Annotated in this window: 20 protein-coding genes; 14 read left to right on the top strand and 6 right to left on the bottom strand. The window is 66.2% G+C overall.

The annotated features are described in order from the left end of the window. The first annotated feature begins 170 nt into the window (after nt 1-170). Nucleotides 171-452, top strand: a complete 282-nt coding sequence (locus tag LJ362_RS16015; protein ID WP_139467472.1) for a hypothetical protein — start codon at nt 171-173, stop codon at nt 450-452. Between the two features lie 281 nt (nt 453-733). Here LJ362_RS16015 and LJ362_RS16010 read toward each other — a convergent pair whose 3' ends face one another. The 3 genes from LJ362_RS16010 to LJ362_RS16000 form a co-directional block, all read right to left on the bottom strand. After that, the gene (locus LJ362_RS16010) at nt 734-3055 is read right to left on the bottom strand and encodes a heavy metal translocating P-type ATPase (RefSeq protein WP_264800003.1); all 2322 of its coding nucleotides are present in this window, start codon (nt 3053-3055) and stop codon (nt 734-736) included. Next, nucleotides 3055-3267 (bottom strand): heavy-metal-associated domain-containing protein, encoded by a 213-nt coding sequence (locus LJ362_RS16005; RefSeq protein ID WP_101547024.1) that lies wholly within the window; start codon nt 3265-3267, stop codon nt 3055-3057. The genes LJ362_RS16010 and LJ362_RS16005 overlap by 1 nt, the downstream gene beginning before the upstream one ends. A gap of 86 nt (nt 3268-3353) precedes the next feature. Further along, on the bottom strand, nt 3354-3647 hold the full coding sequence (locus tag LJ362_RS16000; RefSeq protein ID WP_264800002.1) for a metal-sensitive transcriptional regulator: 294 nt from the start codon (nt 3645-3647) through the stop codon (nt 3354-3356). 113 nt (nt 3648-3760) lie between these two features. On the opposite strand from LJ362_RS16000, the gene LJ362_RS15995 reads away from it, so the two are divergent. The 4 genes from LJ362_RS15995 (at nt 3761) to LJ362_RS15980 (ending at nt 10762) form a co-directional block, all read left to right on the top strand. Further along, nucleotides 3761-5674 carry an MOSC domain-containing protein gene (locus LJ362_RS15995; protein WP_264800001.1) on the top strand — a complete coding sequence of 638 codons (1914 nt, stop codon included), beginning with the start codon at nt 3761-3763 and terminating at the stop codon, nt 5672-5674. A 124-nt stretch (nt 5675-5798) separates the two neighbouring features. Then, a complete protein-coding gene (locus tag LJ362_RS15990; RefSeq protein ID WP_264800000.1) occupies nt 5799-7709 on the top strand; it encodes a sensor histidine kinase in 1911 nt (636 codons plus the stop codon). 112 nt (nt 7710-7821) lie between these two features. After that, entirely contained in the window at nt 7822-8556 is a 735-nt protein-coding gene (locus tag LJ362_RS15985; RefSeq protein ID WP_139467467.1) for a response regulator, read from the top strand. A 223-nt stretch (nt 8557-8779) separates the two neighbouring features. Next, complete coding sequence (locus LJ362_RS15980; protein ID WP_264799999.1) at nt 8780-10762, top strand: penicillin-binding transpeptidase domain-containing protein; 1983 nt, start codon at nt 8780-8782, stop codon at nt 10760-10762. 61 nt (nt 10763-10823) lie between these two features. Here the strand turns inward: LJ362_RS15980 and LJ362_RS15975 are convergent, their stop codons facing one another. Continuing rightward, entirely contained in the window at nt 10824-12425 is a 1602-nt protein-coding gene (locus LJ362_RS15975; protein WP_264799998.1) for a succinic semialdehyde dehydrogenase, read from the bottom strand. A gap of 49 nt (nt 12426-12474) precedes the next feature. On the opposite strand from LJ362_RS15975, the gene LJ362_RS15970 reads away from it, so the two are divergent. Together LJ362_RS15970 and LJ362_RS15965 are read left to right on the top strand one after the other, a co-directional pair. Continuing rightward, nucleotides 12475-13737 (top strand): amino acid deaminase/aldolase, encoded by a 1263-nt coding sequence (locus tag LJ362_RS15970; RefSeq protein ID WP_264799997.1) that lies wholly within the window; start codon nt 12475-12477, stop codon nt 13735-13737. A 92-nt stretch (nt 13738-13829) separates the two neighbouring features. Next, nucleotides 13830-15170 carry a D-arabinono-1,4-lactone oxidase gene (locus LJ362_RS15965; protein WP_264799996.1) on the top strand — a complete coding sequence of 447 codons (1341 nt, stop codon included), beginning with the start codon at nt 13830-13832 and terminating at the stop codon, nt 15168-15170. 151 nt (nt 15171-15321) lie between these two features. On the opposite strand, the gene LJ362_RS15960 is transcribed toward LJ362_RS15965, so the two are convergent. Beyond that, nucleotides 15322-16206, bottom strand: coding sequence for an alpha/beta fold hydrolase (locus LJ362_RS15960; protein ID WP_264799995.1), 885 nt, complete (start codon nt 16204-16206; stop codon nt 15322-15324). A gap of 217 nt (nt 16207-16423) precedes the next feature. Between LJ362_RS15960 and LJ362_RS15955 the strand changes: the two genes are divergently transcribed. Both LJ362_RS15955 and LJ362_RS15950 read left to right on the top strand, forming a co-directional pair. Further along, nucleotides 16424-17803 (top strand): MFS transporter, encoded by a 1380-nt coding sequence (locus LJ362_RS15955; RefSeq protein ID WP_101547017.1) that lies wholly within the window; start codon nt 16424-16426, stop codon nt 17801-17803. Between the two features lie 214 nt (nt 17804-18017). Next, nucleotides 18018-18824 carry a transcriptional regulator gene (locus tag LJ362_RS15950; protein WP_264799993.1) on the top strand — a complete coding sequence of 269 codons (807 nt, stop codon included), beginning with the start codon at nt 18018-18020 and terminating at the stop codon, nt 18822-18824. A 230-nt stretch (nt 18825-19054) separates the two neighbouring features. On the opposite strand, the gene purB is transcribed toward LJ362_RS15950, so the two are convergent. Further along, the gene (purB, locus tag LJ362_RS15945) at nt 19055-20488 is read right to left on the bottom strand and encodes an adenylosuccinate lyase (RefSeq protein ID WP_264799992.1); all 1434 of its coding nucleotides are present in this window, start codon (nt 20486-20488) and stop codon (nt 19055-19057) included. Nucleotides 20489-20740: 252 nt separating this feature from the next. Here purB and LJ362_RS15940 point away from each other — a divergent pair, with 252 nt between their 5' ends. The 5 genes from LJ362_RS15940 to LJ362_RS15920 all read left to right on the top strand — a co-directional run bounded on the left by LJ362_RS15940 (nt 20741) and on the right by LJ362_RS15920 (nt 25903). Next, nucleotides 20741-20986, top strand: a complete 246-nt coding sequence (locus tag LJ362_RS15940; protein ID WP_139909343.1) for a hypothetical protein — start codon at nt 20741-20743, stop codon at nt 20984-20986. Beyond that, the gene (locus LJ362_RS15935) at nt 20983-21714 is read left to right on the top strand and encodes a hypothetical protein (RefSeq protein WP_264799991.1); all 732 of its coding nucleotides are present in this window, start codon (nt 20983-20985) and stop codon (nt 21712-21714) included. The genes LJ362_RS15940 and LJ362_RS15935 overlap by 4 nt, the downstream gene beginning before the upstream one ends. A gap of 130 nt (nt 21715-21844) precedes the next feature. Next, entirely contained in the window at nt 21845-23362 is a 1518-nt protein-coding gene (locus tag LJ362_RS15930; protein WP_264799990.1) for a hypothetical protein, read from the top strand. A 409-nt stretch (nt 23363-23771) separates the two neighbouring features. Beyond that, nucleotides 23772-24926: a pyruvate dehydrogenase (acetyl-transferring) E1 component subunit alpha gene (gene pdhA, locus LJ362_RS15925; RefSeq protein WP_264799989.1), complete on the top strand. Its 1155-nt coding sequence runs from the start codon at nt 23772-23774 to the stop codon at nt 24924-24926. Continuing rightward, nucleotides 24926-25903, top strand: a complete 978-nt coding sequence (locus tag LJ362_RS15920; protein ID WP_264799988.1) for an alpha-ketoacid dehydrogenase subunit beta — start codon at nt 24926-24928, stop codon at nt 25901-25903. The genes pdhA and LJ362_RS15920 overlap by 1 nt, the downstream gene beginning before the upstream one ends. Nucleotides 25904-25908 lie beyond the last annotated feature (5 nt).

The raw sequence follows: 25908 nt of genomic DNA, 5'->3' as shown, positions 1-25908 counted from the left end.
GTCGTCCGCCGGTTTCAAGGCGTCTTGTGGCCACCTGGGTGCTTGGGACGGACGGTCGGCGGGGCCCACCTCGGTGCCGGTGGAATCGAAGTTCCAGTTGGGGTCGACCGAGATTTGATCTCGCCCACAGGATGGGACTGCTCTCAGGTCGGACCGGTAGAATGAGCGGCATGGCGCCCACGAACACCCCGAAGAAGAAGTCCACAGGCGGCAAGCCCACCAGCACGGTGTCCTACAAGGACGCGATCAAAGTCGGCGCCGTCTGCGGAATCGTCACTCTCGTCCTCGCGATCATCGTCACCCGAGCTTGGCAGGACGGCCGCGCCTTCGGCTACGCGTTCATCTACGCCGGAGCGGCATTTGTGTTGGTGTCGGGCTTCACGAGCTACCTCAACTGGGTGATGCGCAAGGATACGCAGAACCAGAACCAGTCCTACCCGGTCATGAGGTAAGACGCCCCAGTCCTGCGCTGAGACGCCGGACGCCGTCTTGGTCTCCTGCGGCAGACCCTCGCGGGAGTGTCACTTCCTACACCGGCTGAGGCATCAGACACCGAGAGCGCCTTAAAGCCGTGCAGGAGCAGGGGGTTATGGCGCTCTCAGTGGGGGATGCTCGAGGTCGAGGGAGTGGCAGCTTGTCGGTTGCCGCTGTGCGGTCGAGGGGTGGAAGTGCGTCGGGTTCCGCCGCAGCTCCGTCGCACCCGAGGGGTGGATGCTCGTCCGCCCCGCCGTGCCTACTTGAAGCGCAGCAGGCGGAGGCTGTTGAGGATGACGAACACCGACGAGAACGCCATCGCTGCACCGGCGATCATCGGGTCGAGCAGACCGAACGCCGCGATCGGGATCGCTGCCGTGTTGTAGGCGAAGGCCCAGAACAGGTTGCCCTTGATGAGCCCCAAGGTTCGGCGCGAGAGTCGGATCGCCTGCGGGATCTGCTGTGGATCGGACTTGACCATGGTGACATCCGAAGCCGCCATCGCCGCATCCGTGCCCGACCCCATCGCGATGCCGAGATCGGCACCGGCCAGTGCGGCGGCGTCGTTGACCCCGTCGCCCACCATGGCCACGGCCCGGCCCTGCCCCTGCAGTTCGCTGACCACGGAGACCTTGCCTTCCGGGCGGACATCCGCGCGGACCTCGGTGATCCCGAGAGCCTCGGCGACCACCTCGGCGGCTTGAGCATTGTCCCCGGTCAGGAGCACGGTGCTCAGTCCCAGCGAATGCAGTTCGTCGATCGCCGCCTTGGCCGTCGGTTTGGCTCCATCGGAGACGAAGCTCAACCCGCGGAACTGACCGTCGATCGCCAGTGCGACGATCGTGGCCCCACGCGGAATCGAATCGGTCGGGTAGTCGACCGCGATTCCGCGTTCCCGGAGCAGATCAGGGCGACCGGCGAGCACCTCGGCGCCGTCGATCGTGGCCCGCAGTCCGCCGCCGGCGATGTTCTCGAAATCCGTGACCGATGACCCGGTCGCGGTTTCGACCGACCTCGCCGAGGCGGCCCTGGCCGAATCCTCGGCCGATCCCATCGAGCTCGGCTCAGTTGGGACAGTCCCGGTCGCGGCAGCTCCCGCTGAACCCGACCCGACGATCTCGGGTGCGGCGTCGACGATGGCGTGGGCGATCGGGTGTTCGCTGCGCGATTCCAATCGGGCCAGGACATCGAAGTCTTCAGGCGAGAGCTCGGTTCCGGTCAGGCTCATCACGCCGGTGGTCAGGGTGCCGGTCTTGTCGAGGACGACCGTATCGATCGACCGCGTCGACTCCAGTGCCTCGGGCCCGGAGACGAGGATGCCCAGTTGGGATCCGCGCCCCGACGAGACCGCGAGAGCCGTCGGCGTGGCCAGGCCCAGGGCGCAGGGGCAGGCGATGATGAGCACGGTGAGCGCGGCATGCAGTCCCGCCGCCCAGTCGCCGGTGGCGAAGCCCCAGACGAGCAGGGTGAGGATGGCGATGCCGAAGACGATCGGCACGAACACCGCCGAGATCCGATCGGCCAGTCGCTGCACGGCAGGTTTGCCGTTCTGCGCACGGGAGACGAGATCGGCCATGGCCGCCAGCGTCGTGTCCGCACCCACACGGGTGGCACGGACCTCGAGGACACCGGAGGTGTTGATCGTGGCTCCGGTGACGGAATCTCCGGGGCCGACCTCGACCGGCACGGATTCGCCGGTGAGCATCGCCTCATCGATGGCCGAATGACCGTTCAGCACTTCACCGTCGGTGGCGATCTTCTCGCCGGGACGGACGAGGAAGACATCGCCGACGGTCAGCTCATCGATCGGCACCTGCACCTCGACACGGCCGTCATTCGCGGCGGCACCGTCCGAAGCGGCGGCGCCCTCCGCCTCGGCTCCGTCGCGCAGCACGGTCGCGGACTTCGCGCCGAGGTCGAGCAGCGCCTTGAGCGCAGCCGTCGCCCGGCTCTTCGCCCGGTCCTCGGTGAGCTTGCCGATGAGCAGGAACACCGTGATCGCCGCGGCCGCTTCGAACCACACGTGGTACTCGGCGGGAATCGCCCAGCCGTGACCGTCGGCGACGGCCCGACCCAGCGTGAAGAACGAGTACAGGCTCGCGACGGTGATGCCGACGCTGACCAGGGTGTCCATGGTCGTCGATCCACCGCGGGCGGCCTTGTACGCCGCGAAGTGGAACGGCCACGCACCCCAGGTGACGACCGGCAGGGCGAGGATCGCGACGATCCACTGCCACCCGGTGAAGTGCCAGCTCATGACCATCGAGATCGCGACGATCGGCACGGCCAGGATGAGGGAGCCGATGAGGCGCGGCCGCAGGTGGCGGGGATCGTAGTCGACGATCTCCGGACCGGCACCGCCCGCGACGGGGCTGCGCACCGTGGCACCGTAGCCGGCCTTCTCGACGGCGGCGGTGATGTCGTCGTCGCTGAGTTCGGAGTCGATGACCACATGCGCGGTCTCCAGCGGCAGGTTGACCTCCGCCGTGACCCCGTCGAGGCGGGTGAGCTTCTTCTCGATCCGCGCCGAGCACGACGCGCAGGTCATGCCCGTGATGTCGAGCTCGAGCTCGCGAGGCATCACTTCACCTCGTAGCCGGCCTCATCGACGGCGGCACGGATCGCCGCATCGTCGAGTGCAGCCGACGAGGTGATCGTGACCGGGGAATCGCCCCCGGCGTTGAGGTCGACCGCGACGTCCGAGACGCCCGCAAGTGCGCCGAGCTCTTCCTTGACAGCGGCTTCGCAGTGTCCGCAGGTCATTCCCGAAACGGTGATGGTGGTGGTCGTCATTGTGCTCTCCTATCAGCTGTGAGTGCTTCCCGATGTCAGAGCCTCAGGCGTCGTCGCACCCCAGTCGGGCGGACGCGGCCCTCCGCTCAGCTCTTGATGAGTCGGGAGATGGCGGCTGATGCCTCTTCGACCTTCTTCCGCGCTTTTTCGTCGTCGCCCGATGAGGCGGCGTCGACCACGCAGTGAGCGATGTGCTCTTCGAGGAGGTTGATGGAGACCGCGTGCAGCGCGGCTGTCGCGGCGGAGACCTGGGTGAGGATGTCGATGCAGTACTTGTCCTCATCGATCATCTTCCCGATGCCGCGGACCTGACCTTCGATCCGCTTCATCCTCCGCGCGAGAGCGTCCTTCTGCGGGGTGTATCCATGTTGCTCAGTCATGATCACACCGTATACCCCTATAGGGTATAAATCAAGATCGACCCTCGCCGAGGCGGCTGTGCGTTTGCTCTCACCCTGACCCTGACGTGTTCTCCGGCTCCTACAATCGAATTATGCGTGTTGCCAGACTGTTCCGGTTCCCGGTCAAGGGATTCCCCGCCGAGGAACTCACCGAAGCTCGGGTGATCAAGGACCGCGGAATCCGCGGCGACCGGATCGCGGCGTTCACGAACGGCAGCCTCGACGTACCCGCCGATGCCTGGCACTCGTACTCCGCCTTTACCGTGCTCAAGAACGACACCGACCTGCAGAAGTGGCAGGTCGCAGCGACCCTCCCCGAGGCGGTCGACGCCGAATCCGTGCCCGGACCTGATCCGGATGGCCGGAGTGCCCCCGCCGAAGCGGCCGACGATGATTCCGCGACCGTGACCCTCACGGCCCCGACGGGGGAATCGACGTGCTTCTCCACGGACGATGAAAAGGGCAGGGCCGCCTCGGCGAGTTTCCTCTCCGAGCGGATACCCCCGCAGGGTACATTCCCGCGCTGCCTGGCCGTCGCCGATCAGGGGATGTTCGACTCGCAGCGCTCGGGAATCTCGCTCATCAACCCCGCGACGGTCGCCGCGATCGCCGATACCGACGAGGGCCGCGCGGCCCTCGGGTTGAGCGCTGAGGCGACGAGTCCGACGGTGGCCGACTCGGCGGACGCGAGCGTCCAGGACGACCCGGCCACTCCCGCAGCCGAGCTCGACCCGCTGCGGTTCCGCGGCAACATCCTCGTCGACGGACTCGCTCCGTTCGAGGAGTTCGCGCTCATCGGTTCGATCATCCGCCTCGGCGGCGTGCGCTTGGCGATCCGTTCGACGATCGAACGCTGCCCGGCGACGACCGTCAACCCGACGACCACCGAGGTCGACGTCAACGTTCCGCGGCTGCTCAACTCCGCCTGCGGCCATCTGCACTGCGGAATCTACGGGCAGATCCTCGAGACCGGCGATGTCGCGGCCGGCGACGAGATCACGGTCGAAGGCCCGGCCCCGCGGGAACTGGTCAAGGTCGCACGAACTCCGCGCTTCATGACCGTCGTCGGCCGCCGGCAGATCTGCAACGACATCGTCGAGGTGGCCCTGCGCGACGATCTCGGCTGGATCCGCGAATTCGACGAACCGGGCACGAACCTGCGCGTCCACCTCGACCTCGGCGCACCGTTCTGGCGGACCTATACGATCACCGACGTCGACGACGACATCGTCCGCATCGCCGTACGCACCCAGGGCAAGGGCTCCCGCGCCATGGCCTCCCTGGAAGAAGGGCAGCGGGTCCTCACCTCAGGCCCACACGGAACCATGACCGCCTCCCGCGTCTTCGGCGGCACAACGGCCCTGATCACCGCGGGAATCGGCATCACCCCGAGCCTCGGTCTGCTGCGCAGCGACGGTCTGGCCGACCTGCCCGCCACTGAACGGATCCGACTCTTCCACGTCGACCGCGACCACCGCACCGCATGCCTGTGGAACAGGCTGCAGGACCGTGCCCACTCAGGCAGAGTGCCAGTCGAGACCCACCACCGCGACACCGCGACGGCCGGTCGACCCGGCCACCGCGAACTCGTCGACTGGGTGGCCGGCTGCGACAACGTCATGGTCTGCGGACCCCGCGACTTCACGGCGGCCGTGCTCGCCGCCGCGGACGAGGCCGGCGTTCCCGCCGTCCACCAGGAGACCTTCGCCTCTCCGAACACGGGGATGAGCGAGGCCATCGCCGCGTGTTCGCCCGCCGAGGTGACCTTGGAGAATTCGGGAACGAGCTTCGTCTGGGAACCGAAGGAAGGCACCCTGCTCGAATCCTTGGAAGCGCGCGGATTCTGCTCGCCGAGTTCCTGCCGAGGCGGATCCTGCGGAACCTGCTCGGTGCCCCTGGCCGCCGGGTCCGTGCTCTACCCGATCGAGCCGGCCGCCCGCGTCGAGAACGACGAGGTGCTCGTGTGCTCCGCGGTCCCCGCCGGGCCCATCAGCCTGGCGCTCTGAACCCGGCAGGCCGACCACAGCTGACTGACCAGGCGGAATGACCCAGCCGGCCCTCTGAACCCGATGAATGACCTCCCGGCCCGATCAGGCAGACGGCGGCTGGGCGGGTGGCACAATGGATTCCATGCCGAAGAAGAAGCGCACCGTGCTGTCGAAGGGGCCCGCCGGACCGGTGGGTCGCCTGAGTCGGTGGGTCCGCCTCTCCGCGGCCGGGCGGATCATGTTCGCGAACTCGATCATGCTCGTGGGCATCATGGTGCTCACGACGAGTCTGCTCTACCTTCAGCTCTCCCAACTCAACACTAAGCGCGAACAGGACCTGCTGCGGTCGGCCGCGGACAACATCTCGATGTCACTGGGCCTCGTCGGAACCGGTGACGTCGGCCAGGACGACTACCTCGATTCCGAATCCCGCGACGACGTTCAGACGCTGCTGGACAACGTCATCAGCCAATACGGCTTCGACATCGCCGCGGTCGTGCCCATCGACTTCCTCCTCACGCCGCCGACCCTGGGCTCACCCGGACGCCAGCAGGCGCTGGAAGCGAAGACCGCCTCGGCGGATTCCGGGAAGATTCCCGAGGACTCCATCGACCAGCTGGCCCAGGCCGTCGACGGACAGGCCTTGCAGAATGGCAGGTCGACCGTGCGCTTCATCAACGACGGCGGCCCGGCCGACGGCACCATGTACGTCGTCACCCCGGTCTACGCCGAACACGTCGGCGTCGACGGACTGAGGTCGGACACCGTCGTCGGCGCCGTCATCGTCGGCAGCTCCGCCGATTCGGTCCGCGAAGGCTTCCTGGCGCAGGGCAAATGGCTCATCGGCATCGCCGTCCTCACCCTCGTCCTCGGCATCGGTTCGTCCTGGGTGACATCGCGGGGACTGCGCCGGGTCACCGGTGACTACGGTGCCGACGAGCTGCGCAGCATGCTCGACTTCTACTCCTCCGTGCTCACGGCCGTCTCCGAAGGACTGCTGCTCGTCGACCGAGCCCGCGGGATCGTGCTCATCAACACCGAGGCCCGCGAACTGCTGGGCATGCCGCCCGCCGGCGACGATGCTGACTCAGGTCCCACCTCGGCGGAGGAGATGCCGCTGCGCGAACTCGACCTGCCCGAGGCGCTGCACGATCTGCTCGCTTCCGGACGGTGGGCTCGTGACGAGATCCACTACACCGACGACCGTGTCCTCGTCGTCAATCAGCAGCCCACCGAGGCGGCCAGCGACACGTGGGTCGTGACCATGCGCGATCACACGGAGCTGGCCGAGCTCTCCGGCGAACTCGTCTCCGTGCGCTCCTTCTCCGATTCCCTTCGCGCGCAGACCCATGAATACGCGAACCGGCTGCACATGGTCGTGTCCCTGCTCGAGACCGGGCACGTCGACGAGGCCATCGACTTCGCGGCCAAGGACATCGACGATCTCAACCGGGTCAACGGTGACGGGTCGATGACCTTCGACCATCCCGTCCTCTCGGCGCTGCTGCTGTCGAAGATCGCCCAAGCCGCCGAGGTGGGCATCGAGATGACGGTGGACACCGCGGACCTCACGGGCAACCTCGGCGGGGACGATCGCGACCTCGCAACGATCCTCGGCAACCTCGTCGACAATGCCTTCGACGCCCTGAGCAGGCAGGACGTACTGCCCGAGGACAAGAGAGTCCATGTCGAACTCTCCGGCTCCGGCGGTCCCGGCGGATTCACGATCGAGGTCAGCGATGACGGCCCGGGAATCGACGAGGAATACCTCGACGCGATCTTCGAGCGCGGCTGGTCGACGAAGCACGATGGCGTCGAGACCGACCAGGGACAGGGTCGCCAGCAGACGGGCACCCGCGGGGTCGGGCTGTCCCTGGTCGTGCAGGCGATCCGCCGCCTCGGGGGAGCCGTCGACGTGCAGGGCCACGGGGAGGACTGCGACCGATTCAAGGGCGCAGTGCTCACGGTGTGGCTGCCCGACCCGGGGAATGCGGGTCGGACCGGGGCAGGCCGGTCGGGTTCCGGTCAGTCCGGCGACGGGCAGGTCGGATAGGGGCGGGTGATCGCCGGTGATGCCGGCACCGCCCAGGTGGACCGGAACCGGATGTGACGGGACTGCAACACGATCCGGGACGCTGTCAAACGGGTGAAGATAGACTGGCAGCATGTCGGACACAACTGCGCCTGAATCGAGCATCGGTGTGCTCGTCGTCGAGGATGAGGTGGTCGCCGCCCGTGCTCACGCGAAGTACATCGACCGCATCGACGGCTATCACGTCGCCGGAGTGGCGAAGAATGCCACTCAGGCGATGGCTGCTCTCACAGGTCAGATCTACGGACTCGATCCCTCCGGCGTCCACCTCGTCCTCCTCGATATGAATCTGCCCGACGGGCACGGGCTGCAGGTCTGCCGCGCTATCCGCGGCCAACGCGTCGACGTCGACATCATCGCGGTCACCGCTGCCAGGGATATGCAGATCGTGCAGGAGGCTCTGTCCTACGGCGTCGCCCAGTACATCATCAAGCCCTTCACCTTCCCCGTCTTCAAATCCAAACTCGAGGCGTATTCGTCCTTCCGCAACCGCCTCGGCGGGGATTCGAACGACGGCGAGGTCACCCAGACCGAGGTCGACAAAGCGATCTCGGCCCTGCGCACGCACACCGTGGCGGCGACCGCGAAGGGCGTGCCCGATGCGGTCCAGGCCGAGGTGAAGAGCCTGCTCGATGAGAATCCCGGCCAGTCCGCAGCAGAGCTGGCCGAAGGGCTCGGGGTCTCGCGAGTCACCGCTCGCCGCTACCTCGAATCCATGGCCGACGCCGGGATGCTCGAACGTCGTCCCCGATACGGTTCGGCCGGTCGCCCCGTCCTCGAATACACCGTCGTCCCCGACGCGGGCTGATCGCGGATTACGTGCGCGAGCAGCCGGCCGTGACCGACGCCGCGGGCTGATCGCTCTGTCACCGCGCACGTGACCGACGCCGCAAGCATTGTTGGGTCGATCCACGGCGTTCTGAACGCCGAAACCGCGGTGGATCGACCCAACAATCGGCCATGGACCGACGTAACGCCGGTCTCGGCACAAAGCAATGGACATCGAGGGGGCCTCGGTGGAGGATGGTCCCATGTCGAAGAAGTCCCGGGACTGGCTGACCGTCGCCCTCGTCCTCGTGCTGCTCGCCGGAGCCGGAGTCTTCGCTCTCTTCCGGCTGCCGATGACGAAGTCCTCCGCCGCCGAGGCGGCGGCCCACGACCTCGCCGAAGAACAGCTGAGCTCGGACATCTGGCATGAGAAGGATCTCGCTCAGGGCCTGTTCGACCGCGTCACGAAGGCATTGGGCACGAGAGTCGACCTGCGGTCGGTCACCGTCGACGACATCACCGAGGCGGACGGTCGGACCGTGGCCACCCTCGATTGGACGTGGGCGAACAACGACGGAGAGTCCTGGGAGTACAGTTCCCAGCTGCCGCTGGAGAAGAACGGGCTCTTCTGGTGGGCGGATCTCACGGAGAAAGCCATCCACCCGAAGCTCGGAAAGGGCGGCAGCTTCGCTCTGCGCGCGAATCCCGGCGGACGAGGGAAGATCCTCGGCGCCGATGATGAAGTGCTTATGGAGGAGGGGAAGGTCATCGACATCGGCGTCCACCCGATCCGGCTCGAATCCGACACCATCGGCCGACTCGTCAGCGGACTCAACGACGGTGTCGACTCCCTCGACCTCGACGCCGATGACCTCGAGAAGTCCGTCGATGACGCCGAAGTCAACCAGCTCGTCCCCGTCGTGACACTGCGCGAAGACGACTACAAGTCGGTCAAGGACGCCATCCACGATCTTCCTGGAGTGCTGTTCACCGAGGATACCCAGACCCTGACTCGGTCCCGCGGGTTCGCTCAGGCCACCCTCGGTTCGGCCGGTCCGGCCAGCGCCGATGACATCGAGAAGTCCAGGGGTGAGATCATCGCCGGCGACATCGTCGGTCGCACCGGTCTGCAGAATACCTTCAACTCCCGTCTCAGCGGACCGGGCAGCGTCGAAGTCTTCGTCAAGGGTGATTCGACGAACGACAAAGGCGGAAAGACGAAGCTGACGAGCCTGCATGCCTTCGAAGCGAAGGACGGCGACGACGTCGAGACCACCCTCGACGTCGTTATCCAGACCGCCGCGGACAAGGCGGCAGCGACGGCGAAGAAGCCGGCCGCCGTCGTCGCGATCCGCCCCAGCGACGGCCACGTGCTCGCCGTGGCCAACCACGACCCGGAAGGAGCGGCCTGGGACCGAGCGCTGAGCGGCCAGTACGCTCCCGGCTCGGTGTTCAAGATCGCCTCCGGTCTGGCACTCCTCGACGCAGGGGTGCGACCCGACGATGACATCGACTGCCCGAAGACCGCGAACATCGGGGGCAAGAGCTTCAAGAACGCCGAAGACGAAGTGCTCGGCACCGTCATCTTCGCCGACGACTTCGCCCACTCCTGCAACACCGCATTCGTCTCCTCCGGCGACAAGGTCACCGGCGACGAGGTGGCCGACGCCGCCGCCCAACTCGGCATGCTCGGCGACGCCTCGGCCATAGGCGCGAAGATGGCCTCGGTGCCGACCGACGATGACGAGGTCACCCACGCCGCTCAGATGATCGGTCAGGGCAAGGTGCAGGCGAGCCCGCTGTCCGTGGCGACGATGGCCGCCTCGGTGGAGGCGGGGGCAACGGTCACCCCGCTGCTCGTCCTCGGTGAGGCGCTCGACGAGGCGAAAAGCGACGGGGGCGGCCAGGGTGCAGGAAAGGGCACCGGCAATGGCAGCCAGGCTGCGGGCGACGGCAGCGACGGCGATGCCCCGACGCTCGACGCGGACGCAGCGAAGGAGATCTCGGCGATGATGCGCGCAGTCGTCACCGAGGGCACCGCCACCGCGCTCAAGGACGTTCCCGGCGATCCGGTCCACGGTAAGACCGGAACGGCCGAATACGGCGACGAGACCCCGCCGCGCACTCATTCATGGTTCGCCGGATTTCAAGGGGACCTGGCCGTGGCAGTGCTTGTCGAAGACGGCGGATTCGGCGCCGAGGCGGCCGTGCCGGTGGCGCGCGAATTCTTCGACAACGTCAACTGAGTACCACCGCCGAGTTCAGTTCCACCCATCAACTGGGCCGTGCCCGACGGTGCCGCGCTCCCTACTTCATGCGCAGGGACCGCATGGCTTGCAGCGCCCCGGTCATCGCCTTCGCGAACTTCGCCTGATCGAGAGGACCGGCCGGCGCGATCGGGTGGAGGCGCTGCTCCGCAATCGTGTGCGAGTGCATGAACTGGTGGAGGCCCTCAGGGCCGTGCCGGTGGCCCATGCCCGAGGCCTTGACTCCGCCGGCCGGTGCGTCGATGGATCCCCAGCTGGCCGGGTAGACCTCGTTGATGTTGACCATTCCGGCCTCGACCTGCCGCGCGATCTCACGCCCGTGGGAGCGTGAGTACACCGATGCCGAGAGTCCGTAGTCGCTGTCATTGGCGGCAGCGATCGCCGCGGCATCCGACGGCACCGAATAGACGGAGACGACGGGACCGAAGGTCTCCTCCCGACGCAGCTCCGCCTCAGGAGGAACATCCGTAAGCACTGTCGGGGCGTAGAAGTAGGGGCCGAGATCGGGCACCGGATGTCCGCCGGCGAGAACCGTGGCACCGGCGCTGCGTGCTTGCTCGACATGATTGGTGATCGTCTCGAGCTGCTTCGGTCCCGCCAGGGTGCCCATATCCGGGCCGTACTCGAACGCGGCGCTGAGGCGGTAGGCGCGGGCCGCCTCGGCGAAATGGGCGCAGAAGGTCTCATGGAGGTCCTCGTGGACGTAGATGCGCTCGATGGAGATGCACAGCTGCCCGGCCGAGGAGAACGATCCGCGCACGGCACCTTCGACGGCCTTCTCCAGATCCGCATCGGCGGCGACGATCAGGGGATTCTTGCCTCCGAGCTCGAGCGCGGCGGGGAGCAGACGCTGCCCCGCCTCGGCGGCGATCGACCGCCCAGCAGTCGTCGACCCGGTGAAGGAGATTCCGTCGGCACCGGCCATGAGCGCGGGCCCGACCTCGGACGATGGTCCGGGCACGAGCTGCCACACCTCGGCGGGCAGGCCGGCGGCGATCGCCAGCCTGCGCATGAACACCGAGGTCAGCGTCGTCGTCGAATCGGGTTTGTGGACGACGGCGTTGCCGGCGGTCAGGGCCGCGAACAGGTCGGTCGCACCCAGGGTCAGTGGGTAGTTCCACGGGGTGATGAAACCGATCACGCCCAGCGGGGTGCGCGTGACCTCGGTCCGGGTGAGCACGGGGATGGCTCCGCGTCGACGTTCGGGCCGCAGATAGCGGGCGGCCATCACCCCGTAGTGGCGGAGCACATTGAAGGTATCGAGGATCTCGTCATAGGCGTGAATGCGGGCCTTGCCAGTCTCGTACTGAATGATGTCGAGGAGCAGATCCTCATTCCGGACCAGAGCGGAATGCAGTCGAGTGAGCACCTTCGTGCGGTGCTGAACCGACTGGGCGGCCCACGACTCGCCGGCAATGCGCGCGGTGGCGTAGGCAGCCTCGATATCGTCGGGAGTGTTCCGGGCGAACCTGTCGACCTCCTGCCCGGTGAACGGCTCGACTCCGCGCATCACCTCGCCCGAACCGGAGGCATCGGCGTACGGATCGGTGTCGAGGAAGTCCCGCAGCGCCGCGGTGACATGCGCGGACGGGGTCCCGGCCGCGCTTGCTTCGGAGGTGCGTGCGGTGGTCTCGGTTCTCATCGGCTTCCTCTTTCTGTGACGTAGGTCATCGCAGGCTAGACTACCGAATATGGTTTCGAGTGGACTCCGGCGTGCGCTGAAAGTCAGCTGTGCACCCACCGCCGTCCTCGATCTCGACGCGTTCGACGAGAACCTCGACGCCCTGGCTCAGCGCGCTCGCGGACTGCCGATCCGGCTGGCCACGAAATCCCTGCGCGTGCCCGAAGCCATCGACCGAGCGCTCGCCCACCCCGCCTATTCGGGCGTGCTCGCCTTCTCCGTTCCCGAGGCTCTGTTCCTCCATGCCCGCGGCGTCCGCGAGATCGTCATCGGCTATCCCAGCCTCGACCGGCCGGCCCTGACCCGGATGGTCGCCGAGGCGGGAGCGCGGTCGAACATCACCGTGATGATCGACTCCGTGGACCACCTCGACATCATCGACGACGTCCGCAGGTCCCTCGCCGAGGCGGGGCGGGATTCCGGCCCGGAAGGGACCGGTCCGGCGGGGAACGCGGCGATCCTCGCCGAGGCGGGAGCCGCCTCGGTGCGGGTGTGCATCGACGTCGACGCCTCCTATCGCCCGGCCGAATCCTGGTTGGGCGACCGGGTCCATATCGGGGCCAGGCGCTCACCGATCCGTGACGGGCGAGCGGCCGTCGCGCTCGCCCGACAGGTCGCGGCCCGGCCCGGGTTCGACCTCGTCGGGATGATGTTCTACGAGGGGCAGATCGCCGGCACCGCCGACGCCGGACGAACGGTCAGGCAGGCGATCGTGCGGCTCATGCAGAGAGCCTCGATCGCCGAACTCGCCGAACGACGAGCCGCCGTCATCGCCGCCGTCAGAGAGGTCGCCGACCTCGAATTCGTCAACGGCGGGGGAACCGGCTCGTTCGAATCCAGCTCCGGCGAAGGCACTCTGACCGAACTCGCCGCCGGATCCGGTCTCTTCTCCCCGGGACTCTTCGACGGCTATACGCACTTCCGGCATCGGCCCGCCGCGTACTTCGTCACCCCTGTCGTCAGACGCCCTGCACCTGGTTGGGTGACGGTTTTCAAGGGCGGATTCATCGCCTCGGGAGTGCCTGGTACCGACCGGCTGCCGACCATCGCCTGGCCGCCGGGCCTCGAGTACTCCGGTCTCGAGGGTCCCGGGGAGGTGCAGACTCCGCTGACCGGGCCCGGCACGGAATCGCTGCGCATCGGGGATCTCGTGTGGTTCAGGCACGCCAAAGCAGGCGAACTGGCCGAACATTTCAACGATTTCCTCGTCGTCTCGGGATCGACGATCATCGACACCTGGTCGACATACCGGGGAGAGGGGCTGGTGGTGTGAGAGAAGTGCAGTCAGGGCGCGGCGAACGGATCGGTAGCGGTGCGAATCGTGTGGCGGCGACGGTTGCGGGCCGTGCATCGGGCAGATCTGCAGTGAATGGCCGGCATGCGTTCCGGAACTGGGCCGGTCACGTCCACGCACATCCGCACACATTCTCGAGTCCCGCCTCGGCGGAGGAGCTAGCGGGAATCGTCACGACCGCAGCAGCAGCCGGGGACCGTCTGCGGGTCGTCGGAGCCGGGCATTCCTTCAACCCCGTGGCCGCCGGCGATGACGTCATGGTCAGCCTCGACGGACTGTCGGGGATCGTCGCCGTCGACGAGGCGGCCGGCCGGGTCCGCTTCCACGCCGGCACCCGCCTGCGGGACATTCCAGCCCTCCTCGCACCCTTCGGTCTTGCCCTGGAGAACCAGGGGGACGTCAATCCGCAGGCCCTGGCCGGGGCGATCTCGACGAGCACGCACGGCACCGGGATCGGGTTCACCGGGTTCGCCGGGACCGTCACCGGACTGAGCCTCATGGGCCCCGACGGCGAAGTACGGGAACTGTCGGCCGAAGTGGAACCGGAGAGCTTCGACCTCGCTCGGGTCGGCCTCGGCGTCCTCGGCATCATCACCGAGGTCGAACTCCAGTGCGTGCCGGCCTTCGACCTCATCGCCGAGGAGAAGGTCGCTGGATTCGACGAGCTCCTCGACGGGCTGACCGAGCGGATGCGCGGGGCGGACCATTTCGAGTTCTACTGGTTCCCGCACACCGATTCGGTGCTGACGAAGACGAACACCCGAGTGGAACCGGGACAGGCCGGGCCGGGTCACCTCGCCGAGGCGGGGGTGCGCAACCGGTGGCTCAACCTCCTCGACAAAGAGGTGGTGGAGAACGGGGCACTGCGACTGGCCGTCGAGCTCGGTGCCAAGGTCCCGGGCGTGGTGCCCTCGATCAATCGCATCGCTCAGTCCGTCGTGGCAGACCGGACGTACCGGGCACCGGGCCACGATGTGTTCGTCACCCCACGGCGGGTGCGGTTCAACGAGATGGAGTACGCGCTGCCCTTCGACTCCGGACCCGAGGCGATCCGGGAGATCCGAGACGTCATCGAGGCCAAGGGGTGGGCGATCTCATTCCCCCTCGAGGTCAGGTGCGCCGCCGCCGATGATGTGCCGCTGTCGACGGCGACGGGGCGGGAGACGATGTACATCGCCGTCCACCGCTTCATCAAGGAGGACTTCGCCGAGTACTTCCGCGTCGTCGAGGAGATCCTGAGCCGGCACGGCGGCCGCCCGCACTGGGGCAAGATCCACACTCGCACCGCCGCTGACTTGCCCGAGCTCTATCCCCGATTCGCGGACTTCTGCGACCTGCGGGCTCGACTGGATCCGGAGGCCATGTTCGGCAATCGCTTCACCGACTCGCTGTTCGGCGTCGCGCGGCGCTGAGGTCCGTCGACGTCACCCGCGGTTGAGGGCGTTCGGCGTTACGCGCGACTGACGGCCGGTCAGTCGACAGGCGGTCGCAAACGGGTACTGGCGATCGAAAAGTGGTCGCAAACGGATACTCCTGGGCGGGCGGAGAGTCCCCGGTAGTGACCTATTCTTCGGCGGCTCGCGCGTCGAGCCAGTCGAGGATCTCCGGCCAGGCCGCCTCGGAGGTCGATCTGCGCATCAGGCCGTGATGTCCGATGCTCGTCACCCCGAGCTCCTCCGGGGCGAAGGTGCGACGAGTCACCGGGGCCAGCCGCAGTCGATCGGTGATCGCATCGATGAACGCAGTCGTCGCCCAAGGATCGTCTGAGGTGCCGATGGCGAGCACAGGTGTGCGCAGTCGGGAGGCTCGCGCCTCGGCATCGAAGCTCGGATCATCGAAGAAGAAGTGGGGGCGGCGCAGCCATTTCGTCCACTCATAGAGGGCGGCAGCGGGAATGTCCTCGCCGAGTCCCACTCGACTGCTGGGCATGTACCCGAACACCCGAGTGATCGCTCTGCCGAAGACCCCGAGGCCGAATTCCACGCGGAAACGCTCGCTGCGGGGTGCGATTTCGCGCGCGGCCACCATCGCTGTGGCGATCGTGGCGATTCCACTCAGACGCTGACCGCCGTATCCCAGAAGCAGAGCGTGGCCGCCGACGCTGTGGCCCAACGCCGTATGCGGCAGATCAGGGAATCTCTCCTCTGCCCAGGCTCCAGCCGCCGCGACATCTTCGGAGATCCAGTCGCGCATGCGGATGTGCCGATGGGCGCGAGCCTCGGTCCGATCGCCGACGCCGCGGAAACCGTAGGTGACCACGGCGAATCCTCTCGCGGCGGCCGCCTCGGCGAAGGAGAAGTAGAAGCGTTCCGGAGTCGCGGTCGCCGGGTGGATCGTCAGCACCGCACGGGGGTCGGCAGCGGGGAGGAAGAGATGTCCCCCGAGTGCGCTGGATCCGTACCGGCTCGACACCGGGATGCGCACGTCCTGCTTGAGAAGTGAGTCCATGTCCTTCAGGGTAATCATCACGATGCCAGGATGCTACTAGTCGGTAATATAATTCCGGTCGTTGCCATCCGTGCCGGCGTATTCGGCGCCCTCCCACTGCAGATCCCCGGCCTGTCCCCACCGCAATCCTCGGCCTGTCATCACGGCAACCCTCGGCAGTATTCCTCCGAAGTCCTTCGCGGGATCCCATGTCCGAGCGTGCTGGTACGCTCAGAGAATGACCGCGTCGGATCGGAACCATCCCGCATCACCCACCCAGGCGACCAGCCGCGAGCGGGAGAGAGGCCGGCGCAGGTCGATGTTCGTCGCCGCATTCGGCACCGTCGTCGAATGGTACGACTTCTCGATCTTCTTCTATGTCGCCACGACCCTGACTAAGGAGTTCTTCGGCGATCAGACGGATTCTCTGCTGCTGACCCTCGGGGTCGGCGCGGCGGGATTCCTCTTCCGGCCCTTGGGTGCGATGGTCTTCGGCCACCTCGGTGATCGGATCGGACGGCGATCGACGCTCATCATCTCCGCGGTCCTCATGGCGATCTCCATGCTCGGGATCGCGGTGATCCCGAACTACGACACGATCGGCATCTGGGCAGGCGTCCTCATGGTCGCCCTGCGCTGCCTGTCCGGATTCTCCGTCGGCGCGGAATACACGGGAATCATGGTCTTCCTCATGGAATCGGCGGGACCGGGAAAGCGCGGATTGGCGGCCAGCTGGGCTGCGGCCAACAGCGAGGTCGGCGCCCTCTTGGCGGTGGGGTCCGGTGCGCTGCTGGCGAATACGCTCAGCCCCGAGGCAATGGACTCCTGGGGTTGGCGGCTGCTGTTCGTCCTCGGTGCCGTGCTCGCCATCCTCATGGTTCCGCTGCGGTCGATGATGGAGGAGACCGAGACCTTCAAACGGCTGCAGCAGGCAGAGAAGGAGAAGAAGGGCACGAAAGACACGGCCCTCGAGCGCTCCCCGCTCATCACTGCGATCCTCGAACAGCCGCGGGCGATCCTCGTGGCCTTCCTCATCTCCTCGATCGGCTCGGTCAGCTACTTCCTCAACATCACCTATGTGCCCACGTACATCGAAGAGGTGGCGAAGGTCCCGAACTCCGGCTCCCTGGCCCTGGGCACGGTCGCGGCCGTCGTCGCCATCGTCGTCACCCCGTTCTTCGGCCTCGCCTCGGACAGGTTCGGGCGCAAGCCCGCCCTGGCCGTTCTCATGGCTGTCTTCGTGTTCACGATCATTCCCGCATACGCTCTGCTGGGCGGCAGCTCCTCGAGTGGGGCGGTCTTCGGTGTTGCGTTCCTCGCAATTCCCGCCGCCGGGTGGAGCGCGGTGGCTGCCGCAATGGTGCCCGAGCAGTTCACCGGCACGAGCCGTTTCTCCGGCATGGCGATCGGCTACAACGTCGCCACCGTGCTCTTCGGCGGTCTCTCGCCGCTCATTGCCACGGCACTCATGTCGTCGACCGGCATCACTCTCGCGCCGGCGATCTACGCCACCGTCGTCATCGTCGTCGCCGGAGTCCCGACTCTCATCCTCGCCCGCAGCATGGGCAAGAAGACCCTCGCCGAGGTGGACGCGGACAAGCATCTCGTCCCTGCTTGAGAACGTGGCCGGGGAATTGCCGCGGCCCGCTCAAAGCGGCACACGGACGCCTCGCGCAGTGAGACTCTTCGGGGGCTGCGGCTGATCGGTGACAGACGTTGCCGTTCTGCCACACTCTGCGCACATCTCGCGCTCGATGAACTCATAGGTTGGTTTCAGAACACGCATTCGGGCGACCTGCTCCCGGGTGTGAGAGACCGATCAAGGAGTCATCATGAAACGCATGAAGCGTGCCACCTTCACCGCTGCGGCCCTGCTCAGCTGCACACTCGCCTTCTCGGGCTGCTCGCTCATCAGCCAGGCCGTCCAGCCCGAACAGGGCCAGACCGGAGAACAGTCGAACGCCGACGCTCAGGATCAGGGCAGCCAGGATCAGAACGCTCAGAATCAGGGCGACCAGAACGGCCAGGAGACGAACGCCGACCAGAACGGCCAGGATCAGACCGGACAGGACCAGACCGGTGGTCAGGATTCGAGTTCCGATCAGTCGACTACGGGCTCCTCGTCGTCGACCTCGTCTTCTGACGGGTCCACCGGTTCGGGTTCGGGAGCGTCGTCCGGCAGCCAGGGGCAGGTCAGCATCGGCGAAAGCTTCGAGGATCCGGAGATGCAGGACAAGATCGAGGTGCTCTCTGCGGTGCGGAACTTCGAGTCGTCCAAGAGGGCGTCGGCGATCGAACTCGGCGGCGAAGTCGTCCTCCTCGAGGTCAAGATCACCCCGGGGCAGAAATACAGCGGACTCATCCAGTCCGGAGCGTTCAAGATCTCCGAAGACGGCGGGGCGGACTACCGATACGACCAGACGGACGGCCTCGAAGCCGAGATGCGAGCTGCCGGCTACGAACCCTTCGAGGACGTCAGACGCCGTGACGGCGGAACCCACCAGGGCTGGCTCGCCTATGTTCCGAACGAGAAGCAGGATGCCTACACGATCCGCTACGAACGCGGACCCGGCAAGGTGCTGGGAACCGACGAGAAGGTCCCGGAGTTCACGACGACCTTCGACATCCCCTCCGTCTGACTCCCGAGGCTGACTCACGAGGGCGGCGACTGCGAACCGTGAGTCATGTGGCTGCGACCCGCGGGGTCTGAGGCGGGGAGGCGTCAACCGATCTGCGAGGTCTGCAGCGGGGAGGCGTCAACCGATCAGCAAGTTCTGCTGCAGGGCGGCGTCGGCCGACCGGCGAAATGCACATAGAGGCCGGTCTCCGAATTCGGAGACCGGCCTCGATGCGTTGTCAGGGTCGGTGATCAGCCTTCGACTAAGGCCTTCCAGTCCGAGACCTCGGACTCGGCGAGCTGAGCCGCGACACCGGTGTAGGTGGCAGGTGTCAGAGCCTTGAGCAGTTCGGCACGATCCTCGGGCAGCCCGAGACCGTCGACGAACGTCTGCAGATCGGCCTGGTTGATGCGTTTGCCGCGCGTGAGTTCCTTGAGCGTTTCGTACGGGTTGTCCATTCCCGGCACGCCCTGCAGTCCGGCGGCACGCATGACCGACTGGACGGCTTCACCGAGGACCTCCCAGTTGCCGTCGAGGTCGGCGGCCAGAGCCTCCTCGTTGATGGCAAGCGCACCGAGGCCCTTGACCAGGTTGTTGAGTGCGAGCACCGAATGGCCGTAGGCGACACCGATGTTGCGCTGCGAGGTCGAGTCGGTGAGGTCGCGCTGCATCCGCGAGGTGATCAGCGTCGAGCCGAGGGAATCGAGCAGGGCGCAGGAGAGTTCGAGGTTCGCTTCGGCGTTCTCGAAGCGGATCGGGTTGACCTTGTGCGGCATCGTCGATGAACCGGTCGCTCCGGCGACGGGAATCTGCTTGAAGTAGTTCATCGAGATGTAGGTCCACATATCGGTTGCCAGGTTGTGCGCGATCCGGTTGAACCGAGCGACATCGGCGAACAGCTCGGAGTTCCAGTCGTGGGATTCGATCTGCGTGGTCAGCGAGTTGAAGGTCAGTCCGAGACGATCTTCGACGAAGGTGCGGGCGATCTGCGGCCAATCCGCTCCCGGCACAGCGGCCAGATGGGCCGAATAGGTGCCCGTGGCGCCGTTGATCTTGCCGAGGAACTCTGTGGCGGCGATGCGTTCGTACTGACGACGCAGGCGGTGGATGAAGACCGCGAGCTCCTTGCCCATCGTCGTCGGAGTGGCCGGCTGACCGTGGGTGTGGGCGAGCATCGGAACGTCGGCCAGTTCCGCGGCGGACTCGGCGAGAGCGTCGATGAGGGCCTTCGCTCTCGGCAGCCACACCTGTTCGGTGGCACCCTTGATGCCCAGCGCCCAGGACAGGTTGTTGATGTCTTCGGACGTGCAGCAGAAGTGGACGAGCTCGCCGAGGTCCTCGGCGCCGATCGTCACTAGGGCTTCTTTGATTGTGTATTCGACGGCCTTGACGTCATGGACGGTGACGGCTTCATGAGCCGCCAGCGTGGCGATGGTGTCGGCGTCGAAGTCGGCGGCGAAGGCACGCAGTCCGTCGATCTCATCGGGGGTGAGGGTGCGAACGCCCTCGATCACCGAGTTCTGTGCGAGGTGGATGAACCATTCGATCTCAACGATGATGCGGTTGCGGTTGAGCGCCGCCTCGGAGAGATGATCGACGAGGTCAGCGGTGTCTTTGCGGTAGCGACCATCAAGCGGTCCGAGAGCGATGGCGGGCGAGATTTCGGCAAGGGAAACAGTCGGCATGCCCTCATTTTCTCATGAGCGGCGAATCGGAGCGGCACCCGTCCGCGCCGACCGATCGCCAGGCGCCGGCGGGACCACGAGACTCGAGCATCGCCCCTTGTGGATTCGGTGGCGACTTCGACGCCTGTGCCCTGTGGATGCTCAAGCCTCTTCCCCAGCCTTGGAATCGAGGCTTCTCTGCTCGAGCCGCTGCCGCCTACGGTCGTGTGATTCGGGCACGGATGCCGAACAGGCAGGCGGGAGGGCAGAGTCATGATCACTGACGAATTGGAGCGCAATCGTGAGCAGTGGAGGCGGCGAGCGGAGGTGCTGCACTCCCTGGCGCAGAGCTGCCGCCAGATCGACGGATGGGATTCCCCGGCGGGAGCGCTGCTCGATGACCGAGTGGCCTCTTGCGCAGAATCGATCGACGAGTTGGGCGAGAGGGCGGAGAAGCTCGCCGAGGCGTATGACCTCCACCTGCAGGTCGTGTCGGTGGGCGGGCGGATCCAACTGTGAACACTCACCCCACCGAACGTGAGGGCGCCGACATCGACAGTTGGATCGTCGTCGACCTCGACCGGATCAGCAGACTGCCCGAACGGCTGCGTCGTCTTTGGCCGCCCGATCTGCTCCCTCGCCGGGTCGACCGGGATTCCCGAGCCGTCTCGGCGGAGGAGGAGATCTCCGGCGCAGGTTCGGGGACTGCGGCCGCAGGTTCGGGGACTGGCGCCGCACCCTCGGGAATGGGCGAGGGCAGTGGGGGCGCGAAACGGGACCTCGATGTGCTCACCGCATGGCTGCGCGGCTTCGCCTCCGAACTCAACCGGGTGCGCACGCGCATCAGCGTCGTCGTGTCATCGGGAGTCGAAACCGTCCACCTGGCACTGTGCCTGGGGCCGGGGATCGCGCATGCGATCCTCGCGTTGCAGGGGGAGGGACTCGAGGACTTCGCGCGGCACCAGCTGCTGCGCCGGATCGAGCCGGGACGGATCGGGCACGTCGTCGAGGATCTCACCGAGCTCGTCGACCAGGACTGTGTGCTCACGCTCAGCTGGGCGTCCGGACGGGGTGCGACAGGACTGGAATTCCTCCGCCGAGAGGGCGGGACATGGTTCCGGCCGGTCATCGAGCGCGCCGGCGATTCCGTCACCGTCGACGATGACGTCGACGCCGGCGAATCAGCGGTGCGAAAGCTGCTGAGCGCCGTGCTCACGCGGACGCTGACGGCAGGAGCTCCGAGTTGACGGAGTCAGCACTGACGGCGGCAGCGGCTGAGGGCCGGGAGTTCGTGGCCCCGTGGGCTTGTGGCGCCAGGGACCGGCATGGAACGGGGCATGAGGGCGGCAGCGACCGGGGAATGAGAGGAGACCCGCGATGATCGGTTCGACGACTCGCGGAGGCGGGAGGATCACCGTCGACGAACGCGCCGACGGCAGCGGAGACGCACTGCAGAACGTCATCGCCGATATCGGCGATCTGTCCGTCGACGCCGCTGTCGGAGACTTCGACCTTGCGACTCTGCTCACCCAGGTACCGGCTCCTGTTACAGCGCTCAACCTCGACGCCTGCCGGATCCGGTTCCACGCACAGCTGACCGCCTCGGTGCTCGAACTCGAGGCCACGCTGCTCGCCGTTCGAACCGCTGCCTTCGCCTACCGGCAGGCGGAGAAGGGCATCAGCGAAGTCTTCGGCGGACTGCTCGACACTCTCGGCTACGCGACCGGCCGCATCATCGCGCTCAGCCTGCCCGTCGTCATCCCCGTCGCCCTCGTCGTCGGGGCTCAGGTGGTTGCGGTCACGAAGATCCTCGACGTCACCGGACTCGACGATGTCATCACCAAACAGTTCGGCATCGACCTGGGCAATACGAAGGCGAAAGCGAAGGAAGCGCTGATCGCGTTCGCGTTCGAACAGTCCGACGTCACCGGGGCTGTCATCGAGCATGTGCTGCCGGGCTTCGTCGTCGGTTTCCTCGGGCTGCCTCCGTTCATCCTCGACTCCGAAGGCGATCACGCATTCTGGCCGCACGACTCGACGTCGATGACGATCTGGGTTCTGGCCGGGGCGAACGCGTTCGGACTGCTGCTGCCCTCCGATGTCGAGGTGTGGAGGGCGAAGGGGCTGACTGCTCCGCACAAAGAACCGCCGCGTGACGTCGAAGACCTCTTCTCCCGCGAAGCGAACTGCCACCGCGGAGCCGATTCCGGACAGGTCCGCATCGAGGAGGTCGTCGGACCCGATGGGACGACCCGCTATATCGTCTACGTCCCAGCCACCACCGACTGGTCTCCGAAGTCGGGTGACAATACGACGGACCTGACGACGAACGTGCAGGGCATGGCCGGCAATGACACCGTGATGCGCGAAATGGTGCGCCAGGCGATCGCCGATGCCGGGATCGGCCGCGGCGCCGAGGTCATGCTCGTCGGCTATTCGCAGGGAGGAATCACCGCAGGCTCTCTGGCCGCGGATCCGGCATTCCTCGACGATGTCAACGTCACGGCCCTGATGACGGTCGGTGCTCCGGTCTCCGATTTCGACATCGATTCCGGAATCGACGTGCTTTCGATCGAGCACGAACAGGACCTCGTCCCCGATCTCGACGGCAACGAGAACCCGGCGACGAAGGACTGGTCGACGGTCACCGTCGACTACGACCCCGACGAACTGCGCAAGGTTCCTGAACTAGCGGACAAGACCGACGCCGAACTCGATGAGATGTTCGCCTCGGCCGGGGCGGCACACTCCTCCGTCGCCTACGCCGCCTCTATCGGACTGCTGCTGAAGGCCGGGAACCCCGCCTTCGACCGCTTCACCTCGAAGAACTCAGGTTTCTTCACCGGTGACCTCGCGAAGACGCGCGACTACCAGGGCAAACGCAAACGCCATTGAACTCGGTCCCACGCAATGGCACTCGGCATCGAAAAGAAGGGCCACCTCGGTGCACGAACGGACGTTGCGAAACCTGCACACGACCTCCCGAACAAGGGCTGCCTCGGTGCTCGGATGTGCATTGGTCGGACGATGGAGCATCTCTGACGTGATCGACAATTGTCCACGGAAGGCTTTGGAACTCGGCCACATGTGTCGAGCTCGGGCCATAGTCTGTTCCTGACCTGCACTTTTGGTACTCGAACCGCATGGGGAGAGTGGCAAGCAGTGAGTGGATTCGGTATTGTGATATCACCTGTGAATCAGATCACTCGAGGGCGAGTTCTCACATCCGAGGGCCTGCCCGACGGACACGGTCCACCACTGGTCACCTCCGGTGAAGATGGACCTCGAACAAAGGAGAACTGAAATGACCTCCAACATTTCAGTGGGAACCGGCGCTGCCCACAGTCAGTCCTCGCAGCCCAGAATGATCCAGATGCTCACCGAAGACGGAAACCGCGTCGAATCCGGTGAGTACGATGCCTTCGCAGCAGAACTCACCGATGAGGATCTGCGCGGCTTCTACCGGGACATGGTCCTGGTCCGCCGCATCGACGCCGAAGGAGCTGCCCTGCAGCGTCAGGGACAGTTGGGCCTGTGGGCACCTCTGTTCGGACAGGAAGCAGCCCAGATCGGCATGGGACGGGCCGCTCGCCCCCAAGACTTCGTCTTCCCCACCTACCGCGAACACGGCCTCGCCTACACCCGCGGTGTCGAACCCGAAACCCTGCTCAGCATCTTCCGCGGTCAGAACCACGGCGGCTGGGATCCGCAGGAGCACCGGTTCCACACCTACACCATCGTCATCGGCTCGCAGACCCTGCACGCCACCGGCTACGCCATGGGCATCTCCATGGACGGCGACGTCGGCACCGGCGACATCGAACGCGACACGGTCGCCATCGCCTGCTTCGGCGACGGCGCGACCTCGCAGGGCGATGTCTCCGAGGCGCTGACCTTCGCCGGAGCATTCCACGCCCCGGTCCTGTTCTTCTGCCAGAACAACCAGTGGGCGATCTCCGAACCCACTCACGTCCAGACCGCAGCCCCGCTGTCGACTCGCGGCGAAGGATTCGGAGTCCCGGGCATCCGCGTCGACGGCAACGACATCATCGCGATGTACTCCGTCGCCCGCGCCAGCCTCGACTCCGTGCGCGCCGGCCACGGCCCGATGCTCATCGAAGCCTTCACCTATCGTCGCGGCGCTCACACCACCGCCGACGATCCGACGAAGTACCGCGACAAAGCTGAAGAGGAGATCTGGGAGGATCGCGACCCGATCACCCGCCTCAAGGCCTACTTGGACAAGCACACCGAGACCAGCGACGAATTCTTCGCCGAGGTGGACGCCGAGGCCGACACCCTCGCCGCACGCATCCGCCATAACTGCATGACCATGGAGAACCCCGACGCGGTCGAGATGTTCGCCCATGTCACCGCGGAACCCCACTCCCTCGTCGACGAGGAACGTGCCGAATTCCTGGCATACCAGGCCTCGTTCGCCGATGCGGGTGAGGCCTGATGGAGAAACTTCCCCTCTCTAAGGCGATCACCGCCGGAATGCGCAAGGCCATGGAGGACGACCCGAAGGTCGTCCTCATCGGTGAGGACATCGGCAAACTCGGCGGCGTCTTCCGCGTCACCGAGGGTCTGCAGAAGGACTTCGGTCCGCAGCGCGTCATCGATGCCCCGCTGGCCGAGTCCGGCATCGTCGGCACCTCGATCGGCATGGCCATCCGCGGCTACCGTCCCGTCATCGAGATCCAGTTCGACGCGTTCATCTTCCCGGCCTATGACCAGATCGTCACCCAGGTGGCGAAGCTGTACAACCGCACCCTGGGCAAAGAGAACATCCCATTGGTCATCCGCGTGCCCTACGGCGGCGGCATCGGCTCACCCGAGCACCATTCGGAGAGCCCCGAGACCGTGTTCGCCCACCATGCGGGACTGCGACTCATCTCTCCGTCGAACGCTCATGACGCGTACTGGATGATCCAGGACGCGATCAAGAGCGAGGATCCGGTGATGTTCTTCGAACCCAAGCGTCGCTATTGGATGCGCGGGGACGTCGACACGTCGGCCCGAGGCGAGCTGGGCATGCACGACGCCCGCGTCGTGTCCGAAGGCACCGATGTCACCCTCGTCGCCTACGGCCCGCTGGTGCCGACCGCGCAGGACGTGGTCACTGCGGCCGCCGAGGAAGGCAAGAGCGTCGAACTCATCGACCTGCGCAGCCTCAATCCGATCGACTTCACCACGATCGAGAAGTCCGTGACGAAGACCGGCCGTCTGGTTGTTGCCCACGAGGCACCGACCTTCCTGGGGCTGGGTTCGGAGATCGCCGCGCGCATCACCGAACGCTGTTTCTTCAATCTCGAAGCCCCGGTCATCCGGGTCGGCGGGTACCACACCCCGTACCCCGGTTCGCGGATGGAAGAGCACTACCTGCCCGACCTCGATCGCATCTTCGATGGTGTCGATCGGGCCCTGTCCTACTGATTTCG

This window comes from Brevibacterium sp. JSBI002, assembly GCF_026013965.1.
Lineage (GTDB): Bacteria > Actinomycetota > Actinomycetes > Actinomycetales > Brevibacteriaceae > Brevibacterium.
The sequence above is the reverse complement of the archived record's forward strand: the minus strand, read 5'-3'. Positions and strand labels throughout refer to the sequence as shown.